The 853-nt window shown below is 74.6% G+C and carries 1 protein-coding gene; it reads right to left on the bottom strand.

The window, feature by feature from the left end; translation table 11 throughout:
• On the bottom strand, positions 1-853 hold an 853-nt coding region (locus tag GJV64_RS14975; protein WP_164158309.1), incomplete at both ends, for a TonB-dependent receptor domain-containing protein.

The following is an 853-nucleotide window of genomic DNA, read 5'->3' as shown; positions in this document are numbered from 1 at the left end:
GGCGGGCACGGCACCGCGCCAGCGCACGCGCTGCAGGGCCAGCGTGCCGGCCAGCTCCAGCTGTTCGACCGGCCGGGTGACTATCGAGGCATTCAGCCCGCGCGCCTGCATGTCCTGCGCGGCGATCGTGGCCAGCGGATCGATGTCGAGCAGGACCGGCACAGCGCTGCGCGTCCGGGCGGTGAACAGCGCCGCATTGAGGCGCAGCCGGCCGTCGGCCAGATCGGCCTTGGCCCCGGCCTCATGGTGCCAGCCGGTTTCCGCCGGCAAGGCCGTGAGCGCCGCCGTATCGCGCGCGAGGAGGTTCCAGCCCGGCAACCGGGCGGTGCGCGCGGAGCGGGCGAACAGCAACAGCCCCGGAACGCCCGCCGGTCGCCAGCCCAGCGCAAAGTCCGGCGTGAAGAACTGCCGGCGCTGCTGCGGCGCATCGGCCGGCGTGAGGCAGGGCGCGCAGCCGGGGCGCAGATCGGTCACCGCCAGCTGTACCTGTGCCTCGGTCCAGCGCGCGCTGGCGATCAGTTCCAGCCCCTCGAGCGGCGTGAACCGGGCCATGCCGAACAGGCTGTGGGTGCGGTGGCGCTGTTCCAGTTCGCGGTTGGCGAGCAGGGTGCCCGCCTCGGTGTCGGCCTGCCGCCGCCACTGACGCTGGTGCTGCACGGCGCCGCCCACTTGCAGGTGCAGCGCGCCCCAGCGGCCATCGGCGCTGATCTGGTGGCGTTCCAGCGTGTCGCGGCTGCGCCCGATCAGGCCATAGCCGCCGCTGGCCAGCCCGGCGGGCGTGGCGAGATCATCCAGCCGGCGCCCGTCGGCGAGATCGAGGCCGCGCCGCCCGGTCTGACGGGCCAGCGACTGG

This window comes from Sandarakinorhabdus rubra (assembly GCF_010994245.1).
In the GTDB taxonomy this organism is placed as follows: Bacteria; Pseudomonadota; Alphaproteobacteria; order Sphingomonadales; family Sphingomonadaceae; genus Sandarakinorhabdus; species Sandarakinorhabdus rubra.
This window is presented reverse-complemented; position numbering and strand designations above follow the sequence as displayed.